We start from the raw sequence: 18,610 nt of genomic DNA on the forward strand, positions 1-18,610 counted from the left end.
CTCGGCGGCGTCACCAAGACGGTCACGCTGACCTAACCGCTTACGCGCTGTAAGCGGCTCGTTCTCTCTCGCACTCGCAACACCCGATCTCTGAGCCGGCCACCCTCGTCAAGCGCGATGCTTTGCGAGGCCGCCGGCTTTTCCGTGCTCCGACGCGCGATGCGTCGCGGGCTTGCCCCTTTCTTTTTCAACGGGACAAAGCCTCATGGCCAACGTCAAAGGCGCGATGCCTCTTGCCTATCAGTATTCCGTTCCCGTCCAATCCGACGCCGGCCGCATCCCCGACGTTCAGGATCAACCGCCGCAACCCGACTACGACAACCCGTCGCTGACATCCTCGGCGCACGAGTTCATGAAGCACGACTGGCATCTCTGCCGCACGCTCTACGAGGGCACCCGCATGATGCGGCGTGCGAAAACCGAATTCCTGCCGCAGTATGAGCGCGAGACCGACAAGGAATACGAGCGCCGCCTCAACGCCACCACGCTGCTCAATATGTTTCGCCTGGCGGTGATGAACGCCGTCGGCCGGCCGTTCTCCAAGCCGATCGTCATTGCCAACACCTCGTCCCAGGTCGTCTTCGACTGGGTCAAGGACTTCGACATGGAAGGCCACGACATCAACGTCTGGGCGAGGCGGGCGATGCGCGAGGGCCTGATCGACGGCATGGTGCATTGCCTGATCGATCACGTGGCGCTCCCCGATGGCCTCAACGCCAAGGAGTTCATGGAGCTCGGCGGTGGCCGTCCCTACGCCTGCCTCGTCCCGGCGCAGATGCTGCTCGCCGCTTACACCGACTTTGTCGGCGGGCTGAAACGCTGCGTCCACGCCCGCATCCGCGAGTGGCACACGTATTTGAACGGCTTCCGCGAGGAAAAGCGCGAGCGCGTCCGCGTCCTGGAGCCCGGCTACTATCAGCTCTGGGAAGCCGGCCCCGGCGGCTGGGGCATCATCGAAGAGGGCCAGCTCCTCAAGGCCGACGGCACGCCCTGGCAATGGGTGCCGCTCGAGACCTGGTATGCCGGCACCTCCGACATCGACTACGTCGTGACGCCGCCGTTCCTCGATCTCGCCTACAAGAACGTCGAGCACTGGCAGTCGACCTCGGATCAGAGGAACATCCTGACCAAGGGCCGCTTCCCGATGCTGGCTGCGTCCGGCGTCGATCCCAACTCGGTCAAGGACGAAAGCGGCAATCTCGTCGTTGGTCCGCACACGGCATTGGTCAGCGAAGATCCGGCCGGCAAGTGGTACTATGTCGAACCCGGCGGCGCGGCGATTGCAGCCGGTGAAAAAGATCTCGAGCACCTCGAGCAGGCGATGAGCCGCTTGGCGATGGACCCGGTGCAGACCCAGCACGGCCGGGCGCAGACCGCGACGGGACAGACACTCGAAGATGCGAAAGCCCGTGCGCCGCTTGAAATCTGGGCGCGCGACTTTTCCAACTTCCTCGAGCGCGTGGTGAATAACTTTTTCATGTGGCTCGCCATTCCGGACGGCAAGGTCGACATGGAGGTCAATACCGACTTCGGCCTGGATCTCGCCAACATCCAGGAACTGACCACGCTCACCACCTTGCGCGGCATGCGCGAGCTCACCCGCTCGACGCTCTACTCCGAACTCAAACGCCGTCAGGTGCTGGGCGACGCCTTCGATCCGGATCTGGAAGAAGCGCTGCTCGAAATCGAGGCCTCGCAGATGCCGGGCTTCGGGGCGCCAGACGGCAACTTGCCGCCGGAAGGCACCGATCCGTCTCTCGGCCTTGGCGCTCAGGGCCCCGACCCGAGTGCCGTCGATCCGATGGCCTCCGGCGCCAACCCCTCGGCGCCGGCAGCAACGAAGTCGAAAGCGAAGAAGAAATAACGGTTTGCGTCTCTGCCGCCACGAGCTCTCGCGTTTTACGCGGGGGCGTTCGAGTGGAGGTGGGGGCGCAACTCTTTCCATATTGGAAATAGTTCAAAGGACCCCCGATGGCCAAAAAGTTCAAAGGCTCGATCGAGGACGATGTGAAGAGCCGCATGCGCGCCTACGCCGCCATGCACAACGGCGTCGTCAAGGCCCAGAAGGCGCTCGACGCCGTCATCAAATCCGACGCCATCGCCACCAACGGCACCGTCAAGCTCGACGCCATGAAACTTGGGGCGGCGCGCCTCGATACGGCGCGCAACAAACTGGCGATGGCGAAATTCACCGGCGAAAGGAAGTACGCGGAGGAGGGCCTCCACGATCTGGCGCTGGCGAAGAAGCACTTCGCCAAGATCGCCAAGGAGGCGGCCGAGATCGCGGCATCGCAATCGATGGACGCGGTGCAGAAGCTTTACCTTGAAACGCACGGAAACCCGCAGGCCGGCGTTCGCGGGCATCCCTATTCCGACGGCCTGCCGAAGGTAACGCCGCTCAAGAGTGCGTGGTCGCGGACCGAGCATGAGAGTGGCCACATCTCGATCGTGACGCGGAAGAAGTTCTGGCGTTGAGAAGTTTACGCGCCGCACGACGATACTGTGCGGCTGTGGCAAGCGTCGCCGCATTGGCGGCCTTATAGCGCGAGCGTTTCGTGCTCGCCTCCAGAGCTTCAGCCATGCGGATCAGATAACGTGCGGTTTTCTCCGTGTACGGCATTTCAGTTGACCGAGACATAGGGCATCCCGCCAGGAAGAACGTCCCACATGTCGCGCGGCATCAACCAGCGGGCCTTGCCGGCGGCGATGCCGAGCATGAAGAGCTTCTCCATGGTGGCGTGCAGGCTCGTCCATTGCTGGCCGTCGCGGCGATCGCAGGCATTGAGAAACGTCCAGCCACCGCCGCCGGAAGCTTGGAATTCATCTGGCAGCTCGGCAAGCATGCCGGCGATCTCGGTCTCGCGGCCGGTCGTATCAAGCACTGCTTTACTGATGACGCCTTCGACTTGCGCGCCATCCGGCTTGCTGCATTCAGCAAAGAGCTTTTCGACGTTGTCGGCAGTCAGGTTCATTTCGTTCGCCTCCCGTTACCTCTTTCATCATATCACGCCCACCCGTGGAGTTAGCCCGATGGCCGTAAGTGGTTTGTTCAAGAAACTCGCCGTTGGCGGCGGCAAGGCGACCGGCAATCTCGTCAAGACCGGCGTCGCCATGCAGGCCTACCAGAGCGTCCAGGACAAGGTGTTCGACGCCGTCGGCGCCGACAAGGAGAGCAAGGCAGCGTCGTTTCTCGGTGGCGCCGTTCCGGAATGGCTGCTGACGGCGGCGAGCGGCGCTTCGAAGTTGTCGCGCATGCGCTCGGCCCTGGTCTGGGGCGGTCTCAACGTCCTCTATGATCAACTGATGGGCTCGAGCGATGCGCAGGCCGAAGAGGCGCGTCAGAACACCGACCAATCCTTCATGCCGCAGACGCAGCGGGTCGTCGATGCGCATCAGCGGTTCGCAACCCTCATGCAGCACGCCGAGGACGAGCGGGCGATGGCGGCATCGACGCGACCGACCATCGACATGAACGGTCACTATAATCTGACCGAGCACGGCGAGCGCATCGTCGCCCTCCTGAACAAGTCGTCATCGCTCCGGACGGAAGCCGAAAAGCAGCATCAGACTGCGCTGGCCGATGCCTGGGAGTCAAAGAACCTCACCGGCATGTCGGCAAGCGAGATCTCGGTGGCGAAAATGGCTTGGCAGCGGCGGCATCGCCAGCAGATGGAGGCGCAGAACGCCAGGACAGCAGCAGCGCGGCACGTCGCCAACGTCGAAAGGATCAAGGATGCGATTGTCGGTGCCAAGAACCCGCGCCAGCAGACGCTGAGCGGCGCCTACAAGAAGAGCGCGGCACTGAACAAGGCCACCGCAGCCAAGCGCATGAACGCGCAGCTGATGAAGAAGGGCAAGAAAGCCAAGGCCCAGGACAGCGGCCGCACCACCGGCTTTGCCGGCATGCCGAACGGCGCCGATCGCAAAATGATGTGGACGGACAAAAACGGCAAGGTTTATCACCGCCAGATGACGCTACCGAATTTCGAGTCACGCGCTCGGGATAAAATGCGCTCCGAGCGCAAAGGCGGTTGACAAATAAAGTCGCAGGAGGCTAGACGATAGCCATCGCGAGAGGGGCGCCCAATCGGTCTCCATGGAGCTGATTGCCCTTTTCGTAGGTACATAATTTCGACGCGGCTTCGGCCGCATCAAGGACAACTGCCTTCAATGTTTCGACCAACCCCAATGACGCATCACCTCTGGCGCCGCTAATTGCGCGGCGACTGGGTGATGCTGTCTATCGGGGTGTAGCTCAGCATGGAAGAGCATCCGCGTCGGAAGCGGAGGGCCGTTGGTTCAAATCCAGCCGCCCCGACCAATTTCTCAACCCCCAGACTTTGAGCGCTGCGCTGTCGCGCGCCGCTGTGCGGGTGAGGTGTAACGGTTCTGCATTACGGTCTCCAAAACCGTCGGATTGGGTTCAATTCCCAGCACCCGTGCCAATTCAGTTTAGCAGAGTAGAGCAGCGGCCCAGCTCGACGCGCTCATAACGCGTAGGTCGTGGGTTCAAATCCCACCTCTGCAACCATCATCGAAAGGATCGCCTCGCATGAGCCTTGACGAAATAATCGCCCCCTTCATCGGCAAGGGCATCACCGACGCGGAGCTCGTTGATGACGAGATCCGGCTGACTTTTCTCACAGGTGAAACGCTGGAGCTGCGGGATGCCGGCCCCGCCGAGAGCGTAGGCCGCTACATCACGGCCAACGACGATATGAAGGATCTCAACGGCTACAACCTCGCGGCCATCACCCTTACGCGGGGCGATGACACGCCGGGCCCTGGCGAGGCGCACGAGATCTGCTTTCTCGAGATCCGCACCGACTGCAGCTTCGTGACGCTCGTCAAATGCAATGGCCACCTCGGTGGCTTCGGGCTCGCAGCGAACGTCCGCCACTAGCCCGGTCCACGGCCCCATTCTCAGCCGAACCTCCGCATGAAGGCCGCCGCTTCGGCGTGGTTCGGGAAATCATAGATCACCCGCACCCGCCCACCACTCACCACCGGCACCGGCCGCAACGACGACGCGACTGGCGTTGGCGCCGGAGAGGGATCGTTCGTCCGCGTCACCAGCGAGACGACCTTCGGCACTGGCGCGGCGGTCGCCGTCTCGATCTCGCCAGCGGCGCGGCGGCGCGCGATCGTCTCTTCGCACCAGAGCTCGGCGCGGCGCTGATCGTCCTTGGCGTAACTGCCGTCAGGTTGGGCGAACTTCTTTGTCGCCTTCGCAATCAGGGCGTGGTCATAGCCGAGCCGCCCGCGCTTGGCGGTCAGCTTCAGGATCATCTTCGATTGTCCTCGCATAGAGGCTCTCCTTTTACTCGAACGCATCCGCGTCATCAGCGGACGGACGAATAAGGACACGGGGCCGGGTAGCTGTCAAATCATAGCTTATTAAAACGAAGCGACGACCAGACTAAAATAAAAGCCTGCCAAATCAGTGGCATGAGGAACGTCGAAAGTTTTCTTCATAAAAACTTTCGCCGAACTGCGGCAACATTGCGATGACATCTTCAGCTTTCGAGAGGATCAGGATGAGTGACAGCACCGAACCTGTGAAAACCGTTATCGCCGTCAACATTGCGCACCGCTATGTGCTGCTCGACGACGACACCGTGCATGAGATCCGCGCTTTGCTGGACGACGAAAAGGAAGAGACCAGCGACCTCGAGGAGGCCGAAACCTGCGTCGTGTTCTGGCAGACCGGCGGCTGGTCGGAGCTACCGATCCGCGATCTCGACCTCGACCAGGTCCTGCACTAGGATCAGCTTGGGAACGGCCGCACTGCCAAAGGGCGACGGCCAATGAAGATCAAGGACTTTCTTATTCGCGGCCGAGAGCTTTATGCCGTCTGCCACGGCAACCACGGCTTTCTCGGCGGCGCGCGGCGCATCCCGATCGACCTGTCGGACCTTGATCCCGAGATGGATCATGAGGAGCTTCGCGGCAAACTGCGCTGCACTGTGTGCGGGACGAAGGACCCGCGCACGATCCTGCTGATCAAGCAGACCGACCGGCAGATGCGCCAAGGGCGGCAGCGCTAGGCGCTATTCCTTTTGCAGGATCTCCTCGACCTGCTTGCGAGAAAGCAGCGATTGCTTGCCAGCAAGGATCGCCTCGGCGTCCAAGATCACATCCCAGAGAGCGTGCATTGGACCGACGGCACTTGCTTTGGCGCGGGCACATTTTGTTGCGGTTCGAAGTTCTTCATCCGTCATCGCAGCCCTCTCAGTGCACTTGCTTGGGGTCCGCTTTGATCGGGCGCCACTGGCCGTCGACGATGCCAATCTCGCCATGGCCGACGCATATCCCGCACCTGTCGCCGGGGAGCAGCTTTACCTCTTCCTTCTCGCCGCCATCGACAGGCGCGTGCGTGAAGGAGATGGGACGGGCGAGGATGCCCGTGCCGTCGCAGTGCGGGCAAGGTTTCGACGGCATCTCGATCTCATCGCTGCCCGGTAGAGGGATCTTCATTCCAAGTTGCCTTTCCAGACATAGTCAAAGGAGGTTGCATGGCCCCGCATGCGTTCGGATCGCTTCTCGCAATCCTGTTTGTCGTCGGTATCGGCGTCTTTCTGATAGCCTGCATTCACGGCATTCACAGGCGATGAGTCAATTCCTGCGCTGGCGCTTCATCCCGGTATTCGCCTCAATCTCCGCCAGCTGCGTCGTCGTTACGTTGAGGGTAATGCTTTCGCCTTTTTCCTCTTCAGCCCGCATCCGGATTTGCATGCAGCGCTGGCAGACCTTGATGGCGTTTTTCGGCGACGTCGGCCGATAGATCAGGCGCTCGCCACAGCCATCGGCGCAATCGGTTTCAAGGTTATCGTCGAACGGCGTCACCAGGTCGGCTGGCGCGCACATCATGTAGAGGGGCTCATCTGTCTTGGCCTCGAGCTTCTCGGTCGTCGTCTCTTCGATTTTGAATTTCGGCTCCGCCATCAATTTCTCCCCTTCTGCGTCCGCGCGATCTGGTCGTTCAACAGGTCGCGCCAGTGCACAACTCCAATAGGGTCCAAAAGCAATGTCGCACCAACTCCATTCACGTCCTGAAAGCGGACCTCGCAAATGCCGGGTGTCCGTACGTTTTTCGGGTCAACTGGTTCACTCAGCTCAATGCGTGCTACGGGGACCATTTCCGGCACGTCTTCATCAAGCTGAACCGTTGGTCGAAGAGGCGGGATCTCCATTCTTTCTTGAGGAGATTGATCTCGTTCCGCTTGCAGCAGCTCGAGAAACTCCAGAAGCTGTTCACGCGGCAGAATAACGCCGCCCTCTTCGCCGTTCGAGAGCTCTACGGCGACGACGAAGTCCCCGCCCTTGGTCCGTCGCGGACCGATCACGCCGACAACCTTGACTGCGCGCATTCAGACTGACTCCATTTCGTCGCTTGGACGCTCCGACCACCCGAGAGGGCGGAGGGTATTGGTCGTGAAGATCTTAGGGTCGCCCGTCCACTGTAGCCACTCATGTTGGCCGACGGAATTTGCGGCCCAGCGACCCTCGATCCACTGGTCGCCGGTCGGCTCCATGCGATTGTTGAGGTGATTATAACCGTACGTCACGGTCTTGATCAGGATGCGCGAGCCGTCCTTCGGCGCGGTGTCCATCGGTCTCATCGCATCAACTCCCGCACCACCTTCATGACGCGCTTGCGCAGCGCTTCGTCGCTCTCGCCGTCTTCGGCGACGACGCCGTAGTGGAGCGCAATCCGCCGTAGACTCTCGCCTCTGGCCAGACTGTCATCGATGAACTTTTGCAATTTAGCCGATCGCATTTCCTAATCCTCAGCCCGCGCCGGCGGGCCGACATGGATCATGTGAATGAGTTCGCCGGGCTTCATCTCGAGCGCGTGCATGGCGATGATGACGGCACCAGCGCTACCGGAGTCTTCCGGCACGGAAACCTTCATCTCCTCGTTGCGACCGTCCGCCGTGCCGTCCTCGATCATCACATCGATTTGGTAGACCTGATTGTTCATATCGACTTCCTCTCGATCCGCTCCTTGAGCCACGCCGCGATGGCGTCTAGGCTCAGGTGGTCTTCGACGACATGGACCACGAAATCCTCGAGCGCGTCGTTCAGGTGTTCGCGGCCGAAGGGCTGCAGCCTGTAGCCGCTCTTCTCGATCAGCAGGTTGGTCAGGATCAGCGCCGTGCGCTTATTGCCGTCGATGAAGGCGTGATTGCTGGCGATTGCCTGCAACAGCGCCGCTGCCTTGCGGTGGATCGGACGGTGATAGCCGCTGTAGGGACGGCCGAGCGCCGAGAGCAGATCGCTTTCGCTTCTGAGCCCAGGCCGTCCACCACTTTCCGCCAGCGCCGTGTCGTGCGCTTCGAGGGCATCAGCGAGGGTGACTGTATAATGGCGCACGGGCCCTACCGTTTCGCCAGGCCCTTGAGGGCCGAAGAGAAGCGCTTTGCCGTCGCCTGAATGATGCGGCTCGAGTCCGCGCGGCCGCTGCTTTGCTTCAAAGCGCTACTGGCGCCTGCCTTCTGGACCACGCCCACGACGGCTTTCCCCTTGACCGCACTGCCAACCTTTTTCGATCCCACGCCCTTGCTTCCCGTCTTGCTTGTCTTTGCCATTGTCATCTCCCGGCGCTGCCTCCCTCTTGGAGCGGCTGCGCGTGCTCTTCCTCGAGGTCGATCATAACCTCGTGTCCAGACCCTTCATCGACGACCTTGAAGACGTTGGCAATCGAGTCCGGCCGGCGCATGTGCCCCCAAGCCTGTTCGGCGGCATCGACGGGATCGTCCGCGACGTCAATGTCGATTTCCCAATAGACCTTATAGCTCGGCATCGGGGTCCGGCCTTTCTGTCGTATCGGTTTCCACTTCGTAGAGCTTCCCGCGCCTGGCGATCTGCGTGCCCGGTGGCGATTTCCAACCGCTCGGAAATATTGTCTCACCGAATGTCGCGCCCTCGGCAATCTGCAGCAGCCCCGCGTCATTGGTGTCGACCGGGGTCCAGAACCTGAGGCCCTTTCGCGTGACGCCTTCGATCATGGTCGCCAAAGCTCCATTTCCGGGTCCAAAATTGCGTCGAAGTCGTGGTCGACCCGCCGCCGTCGCGCACGGCCACGGTTATTCCGATGGAATGGCGGCGGCACAGCAGGTCATGCTGGATGTCGCGCAGCGTCACCCTTGGGACGCCGTTGACGGCGAGGCCCCGCTCATTGGCCTCAGCAATGCACTGCATCAGGTCGTCATCACTCAGGTTGGCGAGGTCGACGGCCTCGTCGTAGCAGGTCTCGCCCGACACCGTGATGGTGCGACCCGACCGACGCCTTTGCGCAAACCCCATCCCTGAGCTCCGTTTTGCACCGGAAGTTAAAGTAAGCTAGATTTAAAGAGTATCACCTTCCGAGACTTTATCATAGACAGGCAGCGCGCATGGCGACACCCGCTCAACAGAATGCTTTGATCTCGCACCGCGTCGGCCTGGAGCATTTCTCCAACGGCGTCGTGAGGAAGGTCCTACGCCATCTCTCCGAGGTCGAGGCCGACGTCACCAACGCGCTCCATCGGGGCGGCGACATCCGCACCAAGGCCAAGCTGCAGAAGCAACTCCAGGTCATTCACGACCTGCAGAAGGAAGGCGAGCAGGTGCTGCGCGGCATCGCCGAGGAGGGCCTGTCGTCAGCGGTGCTGGCGGAGGCGCATTTTCTCGATGACTTCTACACCGAGGGCAAGGGCCCGTCGCAGCTCTTCGACTATCCCTCGGCTTCGACACTGGTCGCCGGCGCCCTCGCCGAGCCGCTCGCCAACAAGCATCTCGAAGCCTGGATCCGCAAACTCACCAACGACCAGATTCGCGAGGTCAACCGCCAGATCCGCATCGGCGTCACCCTCGGCGAGGGCATCGACACCGTGGTCAAAAGGCTGGGCGGCTCCATCGGCGCTTTCGGCGCCGACAGCGTCTGGGCCCGCTCTAAGCGCTCGGCCGAAACATTCGTGCGCACCGGCGTGTCCCACGTCTCCAACCAGGCGCACAAGATCTTCATCGACAATAACGCCGATGTCTTCGCTGAATGGGTTCACGTCTCGGTGCTGGACAGCCGCACCTCCGACATTTGCCAATCGCTCGCCGGCCACGTCTACGATCGCGCCGAGGACGTCGAGTGGCCACCGCTGCACCCGGCGTGCCGCTCGACAATCATCGGCGTGCCCAAGGGCACTAGCGCCAAGAGCTTGAAGTTCGACACCTTCGAGGATTGGCTGAAGCGGCAGTCGCCGGCCAAGATCCATCAGATTTTGGGCCCGGCTCGTTCGCGGCTTTATCTCGAGGGTAAAATCAAAGCCGACCGCTTCTTCAATAACAAGAACCACATGCTGACGCTGGAGGAGCTCAAGGCGCAGAACAAGGGCGTGTGGACGAGGGCCTTCGGGAACGACAACTGATGCCTACCGGGACGAAGGTGCTGTCTCTGCGCGCACACGCGGCGGGCGAGACGCCGGAAGGGAGCGACCCTTCTCCGGACTGAGTACCGGCGGACGCCTCGCGTCTCAGTAATATCAGTGGGCTTGCTGCGCTTCAACTTCGGCGCGGTGATGCTCTTGCCAGCGATGCTGGGCGATCTCGAGCTGCACCGCCGTCATGCCGGGACGCTTCTCTTCCCAGTCCTTCCAGGTGATCGACGCGTTGTCGATCGCCGAGCTCGCGGGCGTTGCCGGCTGAGCGGTGACAGGCGGCGACGATGGCGCTGACCCGACCTGCGTCAGCGAGTAGCCGACGCTGCCGATGCCGTACATCAGAACGAGAAACAGGCAGAGGCCGAGCAATGCAAACGGCAGCTTGACGAAAAACCAGGCCCAATCGTTGCCGGACATCTGGAGTTTGGGGCGAGAAGAAAAGAGCGAGCGGTCCATGCGCAAGCGAGCCCTGGGTGGAATTCTGGGTATCGCCAATGCACCGAACATTCGTCGTCTCCGCTAGTAGGGCAAAAAGTGAACGTGTCACTTTCATTCACATCGCATCGCGGGACCGGTCTTCAAGACGGGGTCAAGCGGCAAAGTTAAGCGTTGCTTAACCGCCACAGGCCAGAAAATGTCATTTTTGCGAAAATTTCCCTGTTGACGAAACCCGGGTTTTTCGGCATTTATGAGCTACACTGACGCTTTACGTGGCTTCGCCAAACCCGCCCCTTTTCCGGCGGGTTTTTTTGTGGCCCGCGCCAGGGTTCGGTACAGTCAAATAGTCCAGTCGTATCAGCAGCTTACGGCTTAGCCCAAGCACGCGATGTGTTTGGCGGTCTCCTGTGCATAACTCGAAGGCGCTAAACCATGGGCATGTACAATGTCGGTCAGGAACGGTGGGGGTCGCCTGCAATGGCCGGAGCCGCGCAAGGCTTCGCCGGAGTATCAGAGGCTGAGCCGAACGGACGAGGACCATCTCGTCGACACGATGAACCGCGTGGCCGTCCTGGAGACGGACCACGTCGAGCTGAAATCCCGGGTCGAGGACCTGGAGCAAATTCGCGAGACGGCGACGGACGCGGTCAAGTGGCTATGGAACGAGGTGCTGCGCTTCGTCCTGGGCGTCCTGTTCATCTGGCTGCTGGTCAGGTTCGGAAAGATGACGGCCGAACAAGCGGCCGAGTTCGTCAAAGCCATTTTAAGCGGTGGGTGAGCAAGCGCACGCCTGGCCAGATGTTTCTGGAACCCGTTCTCTTCGTGTGCGCGGTGTTCCTGATCTCCTGCTTCACCGTCAAGCTGATGTCGAAAGTCGAGCCGGCAATGGTGTTCCGCAACCTCGTTTTTGTCGAGGCCGGACCGCTCAAAGCCCGGCAGACGGTGCATCTGTCGTTCGACTACGACAAGCGCGCCGACTGCGCCCCGCCGCACGGTTCGGGTGACTTTTATTTTCGCATCTACTCCCGCGACCCCGATGGCAGCTATCGTCATTTCATCAGAGTCGACGTCGGCAATGCCGCGCTCGAGGCCGCCGGCCAGGATCTGCACGCCACCATCGACATCGATCTACCGGATCTCGTATCCGGCGTTTATGCGTTGGCGGTGCGTGGCGTCTTCCAGTGCGAAGGCGAGTGGACATCGCAGACCATCAACCCCGAAGCGCTGCCGTTCCGCATTGGCGTCTGAGGTCGTTGCTTTCGCGGCACGCTGACGATCCGGCGGCGTGGCACCGAAAAGTCAAGGTTGACGAGACTTTTGCACTTGGCTACCAAGAACCAACCGTTGCCGTCGCGCCGTAGGACAACGTCCCGTGCCTACGCGTTCGTTTTTGGCCCCCCTAGAAACGAAAATCCGCTGACGGCAACGGTGCTTATTTGGCTTAAGGCAGCATGGCCAAGGACGTCGATCGTTTCCGCGTGATAAGGGGTGGCGAGCCTACCCCGAAACTCCACGCCGTCAACATCAAGACCGGTCGCACGGAGCAGTGGGAAAGTTACCGCTGCCATCCGTGCTCGGACGATCTGGGGTTTTCGTTCACGCAACTGCATGAAGTGCGCATCGGCGCCTTCGTCACCACTGCCCGAGGCGAGGCCGGTAAGCTCACCGGCGGTCAGCACTGGCTCGCTTGCCCACGCTGCTTCCGGCTCGTCTTCATGCTGAGGGATGCATCGCCCGCCAACGAGGACGCCGATGGCCAACCCGCCGATCAAGAATTCCCTTCTGGCAGCGGCGATGGCCGCGAGGAAGGCTGAGAAACTCTCTGCCGGCACATTGCAGCTGGCGCATTTGAAGCCCGCCGCCAAGACCGCTGCCGAACTCGCCGGCGTCGCCAAGGATCATCGCGAGCTGCCGACAACCTACGCCCGCGATCGCTTCACGCCGCAGGAAGGGCAGGGGGCGGACGAAAATCGCTCCGTCGCCGACGTCGTCGATCGCCTCGCCAATCGCGCCCACGCCATGGACCAAGTGTCGGTCGAAACCAAATTGCCACCCGATGCCGAGCCCTTGGTCGATGAAGGCCAAGAGGCGCCGTCGAAATTCAATCCAGCCAAGGCTGGACCGAAAAGGATCAAGGCCTCGGCACTTGCCAACGCGGCGACGCCACAACACGTCGCCGACCGCATGCCGAACCTGATCAACGGTCACATCGAACGCTTGGCGCAGACCTTTGGCACGTCGCGTTTTGCCGGCGCCGTCGAAATGCTGCGCACCGACAAAATGGTCAAGGCGTCCGACTTCCGCGACATCGTCGCTAAGTTCACCGGCCAGAAGCCGCCGTCGCGCGAGGAGGGCTTGAAGAGCCTCGGCGTCACCGGCGAGCTTTTGAAAACGCAGAAGCCGAAGCGCGATATCGAGAACCGCAAGAAGTGGGACTACGTCATCGCTGTCAGAAAGCATCAGATCAAGGAACATAAGCGCGCGCTGAAGCAGCAGGCCGAGACCGAGCGCAAATCGGGCTCTTCCGGCTCGCGGGGATCTTCGTCCTCCGGCGGATCGAGCGGCAGCAACAGCGCCCGCCTTATCTTGAAGGTCGAATGATCGCGGCGCGGAATGTTTCACGCCAAACATTTTGGGAAGATCGCTTGACCAGCTATGGCGGCATGATCGGTCACTATTCGGAACGCTTTGGTCACGCCGAGCGCATTCATTCGATCGACTACACGCTGGCGCTCCGCGCCGGCGACATGCACCGCGAGAGCTGGGACAGCCCCGGCATCGTCCGCGATCGCGATGGTCGCGCCTGGATTGTCGACGACCGTGCACCGATGCGGCGCGGTTCGTGGGCGGCTTATCCCGAGCTGCACGCAAGGCCCTTTTAGTAACGGCAAAATCCGCCCCTCGCTCCCGGCAATCTTGAGGTCGCAGAACGCGACGTCAAGATGATCGCGGACGAGCGGGCCGATGCTGCCGCCAGTCACGACCCCACCCAAAACTCAAACCCGCGCCAGTGAGCGCTTTCACCCTCAGGGATCATGCCTCGAGGAGGAGAGTGGCTTTGCTGGAGCACCTCAACTCACTCGCTGGCGCGATGCCTGTCGAGAACCCCTGGGCGCGATGCCCTGGAAAGGACGACGATGTTCACCTTCCCCGCCACTGTCACGTCACTCGCAGACGTTCCTAGCGAATTTCAATCCCTCTACGAACTCACCGCCGACGGTCGCGCCGCCATTCTCACCGAAGGGCTGCGCAAAAAAATCGAAGTCGGCGAAGGCCTCCAAAACGCTCTGAAAACCGAGCGCCGCCGGGCCGACGATGGCGAGAGGGCTCTGAAAGCTTGGAAGGATCTGTCGGGCGTCGAGACGCCAGAGCAGCTCCAGACTCGTCTCACCGAGATCGAGGAGAAATTCAAGCAGCAGCTTGCCGATGTCGACAAGGCATACGCCGGCAAGGTCGACAGCGCCGAGATGATTAAGCAAGTCAATAACATCAAGGAAGAGCTGACGCGCAATCACCAGCGTGAAGTCGCCAAGCTCACTGCCGATCTGACCCAGGCCAATACCCAGGCCACGGTGTTGCAAGCCGATATCGAGAAAATGCTCAAGCAGTCCGCAGCCACAACTGCGATTGCCGAGCACAAAGGCAATGCCAACCTCTTGAAGCTCTTGGTCGAGAGCGCCTTGAAGCCCGTCAAGAACGAGTACGGCGAATACGTCGTGCGCGTCATTGACGTCGATGGCGACGAGCGCATCGACACGGATGGGAAGCCGATGACGCCGTCGGCCTACGTCGCAAAGCTTAAGCAAGACGACCGTTACGCCGGTGCCTTCGAGGGCGATGGCGCGACGGGTTCCGGGGCCCGAGGCGGAAACCTCCGTCCATCAGGCTCGAAGGTCAAGAACCCCTGGAAGAAAGACTCACCCGACTTCAACCTGACCGAACAGATGCGGATCGAGAAGACGGACAAACGTCTTGCCGATCAGCTCAAAGCGGCGGCTGGCGTTGCGTGACGTCTCCATTCCTTTTTCCCAGCAAGCAGCCATCTTGGAGACGATAAATGGTTGATGTACCGACCCGGATTAGCGACCTCTTGGTCGCCGACGCGTGGAATAGCTACACGCTGCAATTGACGACACAACTCTCGCGCTTCCGGCGCTCGGGGATCGTCGCCGACCTCTCGGCCGAGCTCGAGAACCAGATGAACGGCGTGTCTGTGCACATGCCGTTCTTCCAGGATCTCGGCGGCTCTGACGAGGTCGTGGACGACACCCAGGACCTGACGATCAGCTCGATGACGACGTCGCAAGACTTCGCCGTCAAACTGTATCGCGCCAAGGTCTTCGGTGCATCCGACCTCGCCGCCGATCTGTCGAAGACCGACCCGATGGCTGCGATCGCCACGCGCTTCGCCGACTGGTGGGTGCGCGCCGAGCAGACGATCCTGCTCTCGGTCTGCACCGGCGCCATGGGTTCCATGGCAGCAGAGTCGGGTTCGCCCAACGTCCTCGACATCACCGGCCTTTCTGGTGCAGCCGCCAACTTCGACCCGCACTCGTTCATCGACGCGCAGTCGAAACTCGGCGATCACCAGGACTTGCTCTCGGGCGTCGCCGTGCACTCGATGGTCTACACGGCCATGAAGAAGATGGACCTCATCGACTTCATCAAGCCGTCGGAAGCCGAAGACGCCATCCCGACCTATATGGGCAAGGTCCTGATCGTCGACGACGGCATGCCGTACAACTCCGGCACGGGCGTGTTCTCCACCTACATCTTCGGACCTGGCGCCATCGGCTACGTGTCGAGCAATCCTCGTCACCCGGTCGACGCATGGCGCGATCCGCTGAAGAACGGTGGCCAGGAATATATCGTCCAGCGCCGTCACATCTGCATGCATCCGCGCGGTATCCGTTGGAACCCCGCCAACGGCGTGCCGGTGAAGCAGACGCCGTCGAATGCCGAGCTGTCCGATGCCGGCAACTGGAGCCGCGTCTACGATCCGAAGAACATTCGTATCGTCCTTTTCAAGCACAAGATTGGCTAAGGAGTATAGCCAGCCTTACCTCCGCACGGGGCAAGCCGCCCTTGACTCGTGCGGACGAGGAGTTTTCTGTCCGCGCTTCCCCGCTCCCGGATCGAAATGCTCCCGCTCGAGAGCGTCTGCTGCGTTCCCCTCTGGCTCGGCAGGCGCTTTCGAACCGGATCATTTTTGGCCCAACGCTTGGCTCAGTCCCCGAGGTGATCATGAGTAAATTCGAGATGCTGACGCGGCTCGCCCGGCGCAGCGTCACCGTCGCCGAGCACAAGGCGTCTGGTGCTTTCGGTCACGTCGAACCTGGTTACAAGGACAGCTGGCTCGTCGGCGGTCTGCATCCCCACATGGCCAACCGGCGCAACTTCTCGATCCGCAAAGGCGTCAAGGTCGCGGCAGCGAGCGGCGTTGCCGCCGCCTCGATGTTGGCAGCGAGCGCGGCCGAAGCGCGCTCGAAGAAAAACGGTAACGGCGCCAAGCCGCATCGCCCCGCATCCGAAGAGCGTCTCGCCACTCAGGCCGGCGCACCGACGCCCGGCTCCCCCGAGGCGGCACCCGAATTGCCGGTCTCGGATGAGGAGCGCAACGATCCCATTCTCGCCGGCCTTGAGAACCAGGTGCGCGCCGCCACGCGCGCCATGAATATCGAAGCCAGCCGAGGCGGCTTCGGCGATAAGTCGAAGAAGGCCTCCGACGCCGTCAACGACGCCCAGAACCGCGTCATCGCCTACAAAAAGCAGAAGGAGGCCGATAAGCGCGCCGCCGATGCGCAGGCATCCGCGCAGAAGGCCAAGGACGCCCAGGACGCTTACGACAAGTCCTTTGTCGGCATGGGCGTTGCCGTCGCCAAGGAATACGGACCCTACGCCGTCGGCGCCATTCTCGGCGGCTTGATGGCAAAGGGGTTGACAAAAAAGCTGACCCAGGGCGTCGCCAAGAAGGTCGAACGCTTCGAGGCGATCTCGAAAGAGGTCGCCAAACTCAACGAGACGACAGCCGGCCGCGATATCGTCAATTCATCGAAGGGCGATAAGATGGCGGCGCTTCTGAAAGAGGCGTTTCGCACCGCCGGCGTCACCAAAGCGCCGAAAGGCACGCTCGATCCATTGTCGATGAAAGCGCGGCAGATTTTGAACCCCGGTTCGAAAGCTGCAGCGCAGCGCTCCAAGACCATCGCCGTTGGCGACCTTCTGCACCCCGAGGCGCAGACGGCGAAGGCGGCCCGGGTCATGAAGGGCCAGCAGCTGGCACAGTCGATCGGCGAAAAGTCCGTCGTCGCCGAAGCCAGCGCCACGCATGCCGCCGTCGAAGCCGATCGCGCTACCATGGATGCGATCGCCAAGCACGCCGATCACGTCGACGCCAAGATCTTCAACAAGGGCGATTGGGGTGATGTCGTTCTCGGTGGCGCCCTCATCGCTGAAGGCGCCGGCACGCGCTACCTCGCCAGCCAGACCGACGACCCAAGTCAGAAGCAGTTGCTCAACATCGTCGGCATGTCGTCGATGGCGGCGGGCGCCACCTTCATGACCGGCCGCAAGATTGCCAAGCGCAATCCGACAGCCAAGCCGTCGTTCCATTCGGTCGCCAACGTCACGGCGGCCCGCGATCGCTTGGCGCGCGAATTGATGCGGGCCGGCAAGCCCGAGACTCGCGTCATCGAGCAGGCGATCGAGCGCGACAGCGCGGTGTCGACGGTCAAGCGGGCGATGGAAACCCGCAAGGCCGAAAAGCTCAAAGACGCCGTCGTCAGGCAGGCGAAGAAGGACGAAGCCAAGGAGGCCCGCAAAGCCGCCGAGCAGGTCTTCAAAAAACCTGGTCCCGGATCCACCGGCTCGCGTCAGCAAGCATCAACGCCGACTGGCCACATCGAAGCGCCGAAGAGTTCGAAGTTTCTCGGTCTCTTCCGCTGAGGCTCACCAGCGGATGGTGCCGGGGGGCACCCAGGCGTCATGTTCAAAAAGGCTCACGCCTTGAACATGACGCCTCCCATCTGTGCACGCCGTGCACATGAGGACGAGGGGCCTGAAACGGATGATCCTGCCGCCACGCATCATCGTTTTGTCGCCACCGCTCCGGCGGTCGACCTACCGCCGTAAAAAACAAAAACAGCCGCAACTCCCGTCAGGAGAGAATGACATGACCACGATTGGCCGCGTTCGCGGCTGGCAAGGGCGTATGGCCCATAGCCGTTACAAGCAGGCAGAGGCGCGCCAGCAGGACTATGTCCGCGTCGTCCGCGCCTTCAACCTCGAAGCCGGCAATATCGGCATGTCGAAGGATGCCATCGCCCTCGGCGTTCACGGCATCGAGCAGTCGATCATGGCTGGCTTGCCGTATGACGCCGTCCGCGCCATCGGCTGGCATCTCGCCAAGGGCGAGATGGATAAAGCCGAAGAGGTTTTGAAAAACACGGTGCCGGAATTCGACCCCGTGGACATCGACGAGAACGGCGAGCTCCAGCAGACCGACACGCCTTTGACGGCCGCAGAAATCGCGGCAAATCTGGCGGAAAAACATCCGGTCACCGAAGTCGCCACCGAAGCCCAAGCGATTGCAAAAAAGCCTGCTAAAGCAGTGGCTTCCAAACCCCCCAAAGCTGACAAAAAGGCGGACAAAGACGCGGCAAAACTGCCCGCAAAAGAGCCCGCAAAACCCGTGGCCTCAAAGGCTCCGGAGAGCGATCCGACCGAGGACGATCAATACGGCTACGAGGCGTGAG

General features: G+C 61.5%; 31 protein-coding genes and 3 tRNA genes. 20 read left to right on the forward strand and 14 right to left on the reverse strand.

What is annotated here, in order from left to right; translation table 11 throughout:
* Positions 1-205: 205 nt before the first annotated feature.
* Together K2Q04_RS08255 and K2Q04_RS08260 are read left to right on the forward strand one after the other, a co-directional pair.
* Positions 206-1,864, forward strand: a complete 1,659-nt coding sequence (locus K2Q04_RS08255; protein WP_291161773.1) for a DUF4055 domain-containing protein — start codon at positions 206-208, stop codon at positions 1,862-1,864.
* 107 nt (positions 1,865-1,971) lie between these two features.
* Positions 1,972-2,475: a hypothetical protein gene (locus K2Q04_RS08260; RefSeq protein WP_291161776.1), complete on the forward strand. Its 504-nt coding sequence runs from the start codon at positions 1,972-1,974 to the stop codon at positions 2,473-2,475.
* Positions 2,476-2,621: 146 nt separating this feature from the next.
* On the opposite strand, the gene K2Q04_RS08265 is transcribed toward K2Q04_RS08260, so the two are convergent.
* Entirely contained in the window at positions 2,622-2,972 is a 351-nt protein-coding gene (locus tag K2Q04_RS08265; protein WP_291161779.1) for a hypothetical protein, read from the reverse strand.
* Positions 2,973-3,030: 58 nt separating this feature from the next.
* Between K2Q04_RS08265 and K2Q04_RS08270 the strand changes: the two genes are divergently transcribed.
* The 5 genes from K2Q04_RS08270 to K2Q04_RS08290 all read left to right on the forward strand — a co-directional run bounded on the left by K2Q04_RS08270 (position 3,031) and on the right by K2Q04_RS08290 (position 4,903).
* On the forward strand, positions 3,031-4,035 hold the full coding sequence (locus K2Q04_RS08270; protein WP_291161782.1) for a hypothetical protein: 1,005 nt from the start codon (positions 3,031-3,033) through the stop codon (positions 4,033-4,035).
* A 209-nt stretch (positions 4,036-4,244) separates the two neighbouring features.
* Positions 4,245-4,321 (forward strand) — tRNA-Pro (locus K2Q04_RS08275).
* Between the two features lie 48 nt (positions 4,322-4,369).
* Positions 4,370-4,445 (forward strand) — tRNA-Trp (locus K2Q04_RS08280).
* A gap of 9 nt (positions 4,446-4,454) precedes the next feature.
* A tRNA-Met gene (locus K2Q04_RS08285) sits at positions 4,455-4,531 on the forward strand.
* A gap of 21 nt (positions 4,532-4,552) precedes the next feature.
* The gene (locus tag K2Q04_RS08290) at positions 4,553-4,903 is read left to right on the forward strand and encodes a hypothetical protein (protein ID WP_291161785.1); all 351 of its coding nucleotides are present in this window, start codon (positions 4,553-4,555) and stop codon (positions 4,901-4,903) included.
* Between the two features lie 20 nt (positions 4,904-4,923).
* Here the strand turns inward: K2Q04_RS08290 and K2Q04_RS08295 are convergent, their stop codons facing one another.
* The gene (locus K2Q04_RS08295; protein WP_291161787.1) at positions 4,924-5,307 is read right to left on the reverse strand and encodes a hypothetical protein; all 384 of its coding nucleotides are present in this window, start codon (positions 5,305-5,307) and stop codon (positions 4,924-4,926) included.
* 230 nt (positions 5,308-5,537) lie between these two features.
* Between K2Q04_RS08295 and K2Q04_RS08300 the strand changes: the two genes are divergently transcribed.
* Positions 5,538-5,765 carry a hypothetical protein gene (locus K2Q04_RS08300; protein ID WP_291161789.1) on the forward strand — a complete coding sequence of 76 codons (228 nt, stop codon included), beginning with the start codon at positions 5,538-5,540 and terminating at the stop codon, positions 5,763-5,765.
* Between the two features lie 42 nt (positions 5,766-5,807).
* On the forward strand, positions 5,808-6,047 hold the full coding sequence (locus tag K2Q04_RS08305; RefSeq protein ID WP_291161791.1) for a hypothetical protein: 240 nt from the start codon (positions 5,808-5,810) through the stop codon (positions 6,045-6,047).
* Between the two features lie 3 nt (positions 6,048-6,050).
* On the opposite strand, the gene K2Q04_RS08310 is transcribed toward K2Q04_RS08305, so the two are convergent.
* The 11 genes from K2Q04_RS08310 to K2Q04_RS08360 all read right to left on the reverse strand — a co-directional run bounded on the left by K2Q04_RS08310 (position 6,051) and on the right by K2Q04_RS08360 (position 9,011).
* The gene (locus K2Q04_RS08310; RefSeq protein ID WP_291161793.1) at positions 6,051-6,221 is read right to left on the reverse strand and encodes a hypothetical protein; all 171 of its coding nucleotides are present in this window, start codon (positions 6,219-6,221) and stop codon (positions 6,051-6,053) included.
* 10 nt (positions 6,222-6,231) lie between these two features.
* Positions 6,232-6,477 carry a hypothetical protein gene (locus tag K2Q04_RS08315; RefSeq protein ID WP_291161796.1) on the reverse strand — a complete coding sequence of 82 codons (246 nt, stop codon included), beginning with the start codon at positions 6,475-6,477 and terminating at the stop codon, positions 6,232-6,234.
* Between the two features lie 138 nt (positions 6,478-6,615).
* Positions 6,616-6,945, reverse strand: a complete 330-nt coding sequence (locus K2Q04_RS08320) for a hypothetical protein (RefSeq protein ID WP_291161799.1) — start codon at positions 6,943-6,945, stop codon at positions 6,616-6,618.
* Positions 6,945-7,370, reverse strand: a complete 426-nt coding sequence (locus K2Q04_RS08325; RefSeq protein WP_291161802.1) for a hypothetical protein — start codon at positions 7,368-7,370, stop codon at positions 6,945-6,947. The genes K2Q04_RS08320 and K2Q04_RS08325 overlap by 1 nt, the downstream gene beginning before the upstream one ends.
* A complete protein-coding gene (locus K2Q04_RS08330; RefSeq protein WP_291161805.1) occupies positions 7,371-7,622 on the reverse strand; it encodes a hypothetical protein in 252 nt (83 codons plus the stop codon).
* Positions 7,619-7,780, reverse strand: a complete 162-nt coding sequence (locus K2Q04_RS08335) for a hypothetical protein (protein ID WP_291161808.1) — start codon at positions 7,778-7,780, stop codon at positions 7,619-7,621. The genes K2Q04_RS08330 and K2Q04_RS08335 overlap by 4 nt, the downstream gene beginning before the upstream one ends.
* A 3-nt stretch (positions 7,781-7,783) precedes the next feature.
* On the reverse strand, positions 7,784-7,984 hold the full coding sequence (locus tag K2Q04_RS08340; RefSeq protein WP_291161811.1) for a hypothetical protein: 201 nt from the start codon (positions 7,982-7,984) through the stop codon (positions 7,784-7,786).
* Entirely contained in the window at positions 7,981-8,376 is a 396-nt protein-coding gene (locus K2Q04_RS08345) for a type II toxin-antitoxin system death-on-curing family toxin (protein WP_291161814.1), read from the reverse strand. Before K2Q04_RS08345 ends, K2Q04_RS08340 begins: the two co-directional genes overlap by 4 nt.
* A gap of 5 nt (positions 8,377-8,381) precedes the next feature.
* Positions 8,382-8,591 carry a hypothetical protein gene (locus tag K2Q04_RS08350; RefSeq protein WP_291161817.1) on the reverse strand — a complete coding sequence of 70 codons (210 nt, stop codon included), beginning with the start codon at positions 8,589-8,591 and terminating at the stop codon, positions 8,382-8,384.
* 2 nt (positions 8,592-8,593) lie between these two features.
* A complete protein-coding gene (locus tag K2Q04_RS08355) occupies positions 8,594-8,806 on the reverse strand; it encodes a hypothetical protein (RefSeq protein WP_291161820.1) in 213 nt (70 codons plus the stop codon).
* Positions 8,793-9,011, reverse strand: a complete 219-nt coding sequence (locus K2Q04_RS08360; RefSeq protein ID WP_291161823.1) for a hypothetical protein — start codon at positions 9,009-9,011, stop codon at positions 8,793-8,795. The genes K2Q04_RS08355 and K2Q04_RS08360 overlap by 14 nt, the downstream gene beginning before the upstream one ends.
* Between K2Q04_RS08360 and K2Q04_RS08365 the strand changes: the two genes are divergently transcribed.
* Positions 8,995-9,315: a hypothetical protein gene (locus K2Q04_RS08365; protein ID WP_291161826.1), complete on the forward strand. Its 321-nt coding sequence runs from the start codon at positions 8,995-8,997 to the stop codon at positions 9,313-9,315. The two genes, K2Q04_RS08360 and K2Q04_RS08365, sit on opposite strands and share 17 nt — an antisense overlap.
* An 83-nt stretch (positions 9,316-9,398) precedes the next feature.
* Positions 9,399-10,406 (forward strand): minor capsid protein, encoded by a 1,008-nt coding sequence (locus K2Q04_RS08370; protein WP_291161828.1) that lies wholly within the window; start codon positions 9,399-9,401, stop codon positions 10,404-10,406.
* A 114-nt stretch (positions 10,407-10,520) separates the two neighbouring features.
* On the opposite strand, the gene K2Q04_RS08375 is transcribed toward K2Q04_RS08370, so the two are convergent.
* The gene (locus tag K2Q04_RS08375) at positions 10,521-10,925 is read right to left on the reverse strand and encodes a hypothetical protein (RefSeq protein WP_291161830.1); all 405 of its coding nucleotides are present in this window, start codon (positions 10,923-10,925) and stop codon (positions 10,521-10,523) included.
* A 376-nt stretch (positions 10,926-11,301) separates the two neighbouring features.
* On the opposite strand from K2Q04_RS08375, the gene K2Q04_RS08380 reads away from it, so the two are divergent.
* From K2Q04_RS08380 to K2Q04_RS08420, 9 genes are all read left to right on the forward strand, one after another.
* Complete coding sequence (locus tag K2Q04_RS08380) at positions 11,302-11,634, forward strand: hypothetical protein (protein ID WP_291161833.1); 333 nt, start codon at positions 11,302-11,304, stop codon at positions 11,632-11,634.
* A complete protein-coding gene (locus K2Q04_RS08385) occupies positions 11,631-12,104 on the forward strand; it encodes a hypothetical protein (RefSeq protein ID WP_291161835.1) in 474 nt (157 codons plus the stop codon). The genes K2Q04_RS08380 and K2Q04_RS08385 overlap by 4 nt, the downstream gene beginning before the upstream one ends.
* A 203-nt stretch (positions 12,105-12,307) precedes the next feature.
* Positions 12,308-12,670 carry a hypothetical protein gene (locus K2Q04_RS08390; protein WP_291161838.1) on the forward strand — a complete coding sequence of 121 codons (363 nt, stop codon included), beginning with the start codon at positions 12,308-12,310 and terminating at the stop codon, positions 12,668-12,670.
* Positions 12,609-13,457, forward strand: coding sequence for a hypothetical protein (locus tag K2Q04_RS08395; protein WP_291161841.1), 849 nt, complete (start codon positions 12,609-12,611; stop codon positions 13,455-13,457). Before K2Q04_RS08390 ends, K2Q04_RS08395 begins: the two co-directional genes overlap by 62 nt.
* Before the next feature lie 44 nt (positions 13,458-13,501).
* Complete coding sequence (locus tag K2Q04_RS08400; protein WP_291161844.1) at positions 13,502-13,738, forward strand: hypothetical protein; 237 nt, start codon at positions 13,502-13,504, stop codon at positions 13,736-13,738.
* Between the two features lie 255 nt (positions 13,739-13,993).
* Complete coding sequence (locus tag K2Q04_RS08405; protein ID WP_291161846.1) at positions 13,994-14,866, forward strand: hypothetical protein; 873 nt, start codon at positions 13,994-13,996, stop codon at positions 14,864-14,866.
* Between the two features lie 47 nt (positions 14,867-14,913).
* A complete protein-coding gene (locus K2Q04_RS08410) occupies positions 14,914-15,900 on the forward strand; it encodes a hypothetical protein (protein ID WP_291161849.1) in 987 nt (328 codons plus the stop codon).
* Positions 15,901-16,100: 200 nt separating this feature from the next.
* A complete protein-coding gene (locus tag K2Q04_RS08415) occupies positions 16,101-17,801 on the forward strand; it encodes a hypothetical protein (RefSeq protein WP_291161851.1) in 1,701 nt (566 codons plus the stop codon).
* Between the two features lie 226 nt (positions 17,802-18,027).
* A complete protein-coding gene (locus K2Q04_RS08420; protein ID WP_291161854.1) occupies positions 18,028-18,609 on the forward strand; it encodes a hypothetical protein in 582 nt (193 codons plus the stop codon).
* Position 18,610: the final 1 nt, after the last annotated feature.

This window comes from Hyphomicrobium sp. (assembly GCF_019753045.1).
Taxonomy (GTDB): domain Bacteria; phylum Pseudomonadota; class Alphaproteobacteria; order Rhizobiales; family Hyphomicrobiaceae; genus Hyphomicrobium_B.